Origin of the sequence: Stenotrophomonas sp. HMWF003, from assembly GCF_003061285.1 — a bacterium.
GTDB lineage: Bacteria > Pseudomonadota > Gammaproteobacteria > Xanthomonadales > Xanthomonadaceae > Stenotrophomonas > Stenotrophomonas maltophilia_AP.
In genome coordinates this window covers 29,029-34,668 of record NZ_QAIW01000373.1, presented here as the reverse complement: position 1 = coordinate 34,668, position 5,640 = coordinate 29,029, and the positions used below count along the sequence as shown (strand labels likewise).

9 protein-coding genes are annotated in these 5,640 nt (G+C 66.8%); 5 read left to right on the top strand and 4 right to left on the bottom strand.

The features are described 5' to 3' along the window. Window positions 1–85 precede the first annotated feature (85 nt). The 4 genes from DBR34_RS15675 to DBR34_RS15660 all read left to right on the top strand — a co-directional run bounded on the left by DBR34_RS15675 (window position 86) and on the right by DBR34_RS15660 (window position 2,481). On the top strand, window positions 86–928 hold the full coding sequence (locus DBR34_RS15675) for a MipA/OmpV family protein (RefSeq protein WP_128097484.1): 843 nt from the start codon (window positions 86–88) through the stop codon (window positions 926–928). Window positions 929–930: 2 nt separating this feature from the next. Beyond that, window positions 931–1,164 (top strand): hypothetical protein, encoded by a 234-nt coding sequence (locus DBR34_RS15670; protein WP_128097483.1) that lies wholly within the window; start codon window positions 931–933, stop codon window positions 1,162–1,164. Window positions 1,165–1,207: 43 nt separating this feature from the next. Continuing rightward, window positions 1,208–1,633, top strand: a complete 426-nt coding sequence (locus DBR34_RS15665; RefSeq protein ID WP_128097482.1) for a hypothetical protein — start codon at window positions 1,208–1,210, stop codon at window positions 1,631–1,633. A gap of 80 nt (window positions 1,634–1,713) precedes the next feature. Next, window positions 1,714–2,481 (top strand): transporter, encoded by a 768-nt coding sequence (locus tag DBR34_RS15660; RefSeq protein WP_128097481.1) that lies wholly within the window; start codon window positions 1,714–1,716, stop codon window positions 2,479–2,481. A 227-nt stretch (window positions 2,482–2,708) separates the two neighbouring features. Here DBR34_RS15660 and DBR34_RS15655 read toward each other — a convergent pair whose 3' ends face one another. Together DBR34_RS15655 and DBR34_RS15650 are read right to left on the bottom strand one after the other, a co-directional pair. Beyond that, window positions 2,709–2,882, bottom strand: a complete 174-nt coding sequence (locus tag DBR34_RS15655) for a DUF1328 domain-containing protein (protein WP_038687308.1) — start codon at window positions 2,880–2,882, stop codon at window positions 2,709–2,711. A 112-nt stretch (window positions 2,883–2,994) separates the two neighbouring features. After that, window positions 2,995–3,468, bottom strand: a complete 474-nt coding sequence (locus DBR34_RS15650; RefSeq protein WP_128097480.1) for a GNAT family N-acetyltransferase — start codon at window positions 3,466–3,468, stop codon at window positions 2,995–2,997. A gap of 124 nt (window positions 3,469–3,592) precedes the next feature. Here DBR34_RS15650 and DBR34_RS15645 point away from each other — a divergent pair, with 124 nt between their 5' ends. Next, the gene (locus DBR34_RS15645; protein WP_128097479.1) at window positions 3,593–4,063 is read left to right on the top strand and encodes a hypothetical protein; all 471 of its coding nucleotides are present in this window, start codon (window positions 3,593–3,595) and stop codon (window positions 4,061–4,063) included. 358 nt (window positions 4,064–4,421) lie between these two features. Here DBR34_RS15645 and panB read toward each other — a convergent pair whose 3' ends face one another. Beyond that, window positions 4,422–5,273 carry a 3-methyl-2-oxobutanoate hydroxymethyltransferase gene (gene panB, locus DBR34_RS15640; protein WP_128097478.1) on the bottom strand — a complete coding sequence of 284 codons (852 nt, stop codon included), beginning with the start codon at window positions 5,271–5,273 and terminating at the stop codon, window positions 4,422–4,424. A gap of 26 nt (window positions 5,274–5,299) precedes the next feature. Next, on the bottom strand, window positions 5,300–5,640 hold a 341-nt coding region (locus DBR34_RS21845; RefSeq protein ID WP_219928309.1), incomplete at its 5' end, for a LysE family transporter.

Genomic DNA, 5,640 nt, shown 5'->3' with positions numbered 1-5,640 from the left:
CGATGGTACCGCGCGGCCCGGCGCAACGTTCCGACAATGTAGGCACGGCACCATGGCCGCTTGGCATTCCCAGTGTGGCAGGTACATGCGCGAGCGTTGCAAGGAAGATTCTCCCCCGGCCGGCAACGGCGGTCTTGTTGGTCATGACACCACCCGGCAGTCGCTGTGCCCGGGCATCGCCGCCGTCCTGCTGGCGACCGCGGCATGGCTGGTGGCCGGCAGCGCGTTTGCCCAGGCACCGGGTGCCAAGCCGCGCAGCAGCCTTGGCGTGGCCGTGGTTGCGCTGAAGTCGCCCTACACCGGCTACAAGACCGACACCGTGGGCGCGCCGATCATCAGCTACGAAGGCAGGAAGTTCCACTTCCGCGGCGGCAGCTTCGGCTACAAGCTGCTGGACAGCGACAGCACCGAAGTGTCGCTGATGGCCTCGCCGTACATGATGCGTTTCAAGCGCAAGGACAGCCACGACCCGCAGCTGCGCCAGCTGTCCAACCGCGGCTTCTCGGCGATGGCCGGGGTAGCGGTGCGGCATACCGCGCCGTGGGGCCTGCTGCAGGGCAACGTGCAGGCCGAAGTCAGCGGCCACGGTGGAGGCGTCGCCGCCGATGCCAAGTACGCCTACCCGCTGCCGGTCGGCCGGGTCACGCTGGTGCCTGGCGTTGGCCTGAACTACGCCGGCAAGGGACTCAACGACTATTACTTCGGTGTCAGCGACGACGAAGCGCGCCGCAGTGGCCTGGCGCGCTACCGCGCCGGCAGCGGGGTGTCGCCCTACGCCGACCTGACCGCGGTGTTACCGCTCGGCCCGCACTGGACCGCCACGGCATCGCTGCGCCGCACGCGGCTGTCCGATGCGGTCAAGGACAGCCCGATGACCACCGGCGACCATATGGACTCGGCCGCACTTTCGCTCAGCTACGGATTCTGATCATGCGCCAGGGAATCGTCCGTCGTGTTGCCGATGTAGCCCTGCGTATCGAACCGGATCGCAGCGCGGTGCTGGAGTGGATCCTGCACACGCCGCTGCCCTCGCTTGGCGGGCAGACCACCTTCGAACTGGCCTGCGATGGCCAGGGCGAACGGGTCATCGCGCTGTTGAACGCCCTGCTGCTGCAGCCCGGCGCGGCCGCACCGCGCCTGCCGCAGGCACGGGTACCGCACTGAGCCGGATCCTCCCCGCCTTTCCGACCCTGCTCCCGGAGCCCGCATGAGCCGCCCCTTTCCGATGTTGAGCGCCCACGACGGTGACGAAGACCCGTTGCTGGCCCAGGCCCTGGTTGATTTCGACCGCGCCGTGCAGGCCCTGATCGCCGACGACCCGGTGGCGCATGGGCGCTTCTCGCGTGCGTACGTCACCGCGGTCTTCCGTGCCTGCCTGGCGCCCAGCGACCCCGGTCCCGGCGCGCCACGCGGCCGCCCCGATCCGGAAATCGCCCAGGCACTCAAGCGCTGGATACAGGGCCAGCTGCTGCTGCATCCCGGCGAAGGCAGCGACCACCGGCTCACTGCCGCGCGGCGTGCGGCGCACGGTTTCTGGTTGCAGTCGCTGGCCAACCCGATCGATGCCGACGGCCGCCCCCGCGCCGACCGCCTGCTTGAGGGGCTGCTGGCACTGACCCGCGCCGACGGCTGATTGCTACGGCGGGTACTGACTCATCACGGAGGCTTGCGGCACACTCTGCCGATGCTGCACCGCAGCCCGGAGATTGCACGATGCGCCTGCCTGTTGCCCTTGCCCTGTTGTTGATCGCCTCCCCTGCCCTGGCCCAGGACGACGATGACACGCCAGCCTTTGATCGCCCCGGTATCGGCTTCTCGCCGAGCACCTTGCCGCGCGGCAGCGTCGCGCTGGAGTGGGGCCTGCCGAGCCTGGAGCGCGTTCGCGATGGCGACGGGACCCGCTCCACCCACTACAGCAGCGACCTCAATCTGCGTATCGGCCTGGCCGAGCATGTGGAACTGCAGGCCTTCAGTACGCCGTTCAACCACCTGCAGGTAAAGCCGCGGAACAGCTCGGCCAGCAGCAGCAACGGCGGCGGCGACAGCGGCGTTGCCGTCAAGATCGCCCTGCCCAGCGCCTCGGACAAGCATGCCTGGGCGCTGCTGGCCAGCACCACCTTCGCCACCGGTGCGCGCGATTTCAGTGAAGGCGGCACCCAGTACGCGCTCGGCGCCAGCTACGAATACACCCTCAATGATCGTTGGAGCGCGGCGTTGTATGGCAACGCCATCCGCGGTGCCGGCGCGGACGAATTCACCTGGTCACCGAGCGTCAGCGTGGCGTTGACCGACACCGTGAGCAGCTACCTGGAAGCCGGTTTCACCCACACCGAAGGCGAAGCCTCCACCGCCATCGCCGGGGCAGGCGTCACCTGGATGGTGGCCCGCACCGTACAGCTGGATGCCTCGTTCGACGTCGGCCTGGACAACAGAAGCCCGGACCTGCAGGCCGGCCTGGGCGTGTCGTTCTTCTTCCAGTAAGGCCCGCGCCAATGCAACTACTCGCTCAGGGTAGAGCCACCCCACGGGCGGCTGCACGCGACCCGTGCCGACGTACAGACACGCACCGCATGTGGCCACCCGTGCAACCGAACGCCACCTTGTGACACCCGGACGTTCCATCGCATGCCGGCGGCGCACCGCCCAAACAAAAACGCCTGCGCATCACTGCGCAGGCGTCTGCATTTCAATCCGATACCACCCTGCGGTCAGGTGACCTTCTTGGCGATGGTCATGCCGAGCACGAACAGCACCACGGCGATGATGATGCCGGCCCAGAACAGGAATTTCGCCACGCCGATCGCAGCGCCGCCGATGCCGGCGAAGCCGAGTGCACCGGCAATGAGGCCGATGACGGCGAAGATGATGGCCCACTTGATCATGATGATCCTTACCCGCAAACCGGGATGACTGACAGGCCTCCAACCTAGCGATGCCGCTGTCCGTCCCTCGTGAACGACACGCGCGAGCGGCGTGAAGTCTGCGCCGCGGCGATCAGTGCGCCGCGAGCGTGGCGTCCACTGCGTGGGGCACGCTGCGCGTCATCGGCTGATAGATCAGCCCTGCAGACTCACCCACCTCGCCACTGCACGCAAAACCATGGCGCTGGTAGAACGCCACCGACGACAGCGACGCATTCACCGTGACCACCTCGCTGCACGCTTGCGCAATCACTGCGGCGAGCAATGCCTCACCCACGCCTTGCCGCTGACATGCCGGATCAACGAACAGCAATGCCACATGGCGGCGCTCCTTCAGTTCGGCCACGCCCTTGATCACGCCGCCAGCGTCGTATACCACCTGCAGGCTGTCCGGCCCCGAGCGCTGCGCGAAGCCGTCTGCTGCCGCGATCGTCCCGAACGTTTCCACGCCGGTCGATGACAGCGAAGGCGCCACTGCCGTGAGAAACGCGCGCATGCACACTGCGCTGGCCTCGTCCCGATCCGTCTCCAGCAGTATCCTGATCATCCTGTCTCCGTCGTGTTTTTTGCGAACGCTTCACTCTACGTGACGCCTGCGGGCAAGTCGCAGCCGATAGCGACAAACCGGGCGGAATCTGCTGAGATTGCCCACCTCGTCGTGCAGTACCGCCATGTCGCTCTCCCCTGCCGTAGCCGCATCCGATCCCCCTCGCCCCCTGCTGCATGCGTGCCTCGATCTCGGGGTGCTGCTGGCCGCCTCGATCACCTTTGCGTGCGTGCTCACCGCCCAGCTCCAGACAGAACGGTTCGGATGGGCCTGGCCGTCGATTCCCTACGACTACACGCGCGGCGACGTGTGGATCCACGCGCTGCTGGCCAGCCTGGTGGTAATTCCCGTGTTGGTGCTCTGCAGGCGTGCGGGCGCACGACGCCCCTCGCGCTGGCAGGACCTGGCCTTCGCCGTGGCCACGCTCGTGGTCATCCGGCTGGGGCCGCCCGACGCACAGGTGTTCGGCACCACCTGGACCACGTGGGAGATCACGGCCGGGCTGTTCCTGCTGCAATGGCCCATCGGGGTGCCGGTGACGGTGGCGGCGGTCGTGCTGCGTCGCCTGCTGGGCACGTGGATGGACCGGCGCTGAGCGCTTTGGTCCCCGCTGGGGACCGTTGGGAGAGTGTTGGCTTGGCGATCGCGGTACCCGCCAGACCTGCATATGCATGAAAAACATCCAAATAATCAACTACTTGGATGATTATTCATGCACCGCCCTCAGCTTCCCTCATCTAGCTAAGCGGATTTAATTTGTGATCATTGCCACAAATTCACACCTCCGTCACAATCAAGGCGTCCAACCAGCCCCGTCACGCACATGCGCGCACTCCTCACCAAGCAACATCCGGCCCTGCTGAAGTTCTACTTCGTGGCCTGTTATGTGGTTCTGATCGAAGAAGTGCTGCGCGCCCTGAGCTGATACGGGCGCGCACCCCTGCCCTGGCCGGTTACGACTGGAACGCGTGTTCCGGCCCCGGGAAGACCCCTGCTTCCACATCCGCGGCGAACTCGCTGGCCGCCTTGTGCAGCAGGCCATGCATGTCGGCGTACTGCTTGACGAAGCGCGGCAGCTGCCCCGTGCGCAGCCCGGCCATGTCCTGCCAGACCAGCACCTGCGCATCGCAGTCGCTGCCCGCGCCGATGCCCACCGTGGGCACCGATACCGCGGCGGTGATCTGCGCCGCCACATCGGCAGGCACCATCTCGATCAACACCGCGAACGCACCGGCCGCTTCCAGCGCGCGCGCCGCTTCCACCAGCACCGGGCCATTGTCGCCACGGCCCTGGACGCGGAACCCGCCCAGCTGATGCTCCGACTGCGGCGTGAACCCGATATGCGCCATCACCGGAATGCCCGAGCTGACCAGCTTGCGCACCTGCGGCACCATCTCGATCCCGCCTTCCAGCTTGACCGCGTGCGCCCCGCCTTCCTTCATGAAGCGCACCGCCGTGTGGAAGCACTGCTCCGGTGACGCCTGGTAGGAGCCGAACGGCAGGTCGGCGATCACCAGGGGGCGCCTTGTGCAGCGGCTTACCGCGCGTACCAGCGGCATCAGCTCATCCACGGTGATCGGCAGCAGGCTGTCGTTGCCCAGCACGTTGTTGGACGCCGAATCGCCGATCAGCAGCACCGGAATGCCGGCGTCTTCGAAGATCGCCGCGGTGTACATATCGTAGGCAGTGAGCATGGCCCACTTCTCGCCGCGTGCCTTCATCTCCTGCAGGTGCGGAATGCGCACGCGCTTTGCCTGCGCCAATGGGCTGGGGGAGGTCGCGTACGGATGAGGCTGTTCGGTCATGGCATGTCCTTGTTTCATGAGGGGGATCAGATCGTAGTGGTTCGGCACAGCAACAGCACGGCGATGATCACCATTGCCGCACCGGAAATGCGGCCGACCATGCGCGCCGCACGTGGTCGGCTACGCAGCAGCGCGCCGGCACCGAAGCCGATGGCCAGGTACACCAGCGCGCAACTGGTGATATGCACCAGGCCCAGCGCCAGGATCTGCACCGGCATCGCCCAGTGCGCGCCGGCCGAAATGAACTGCGGCAGCAGCGCCAGGAACAGCAGCATCACCTTGGGATTCAGCCCGCTCACGCAGGCGCCGCGCACCGCCCAGTGCCGCCAGCCCGGCGCCGCATGCGTGCCGCCGGTTTCGGGCGCAG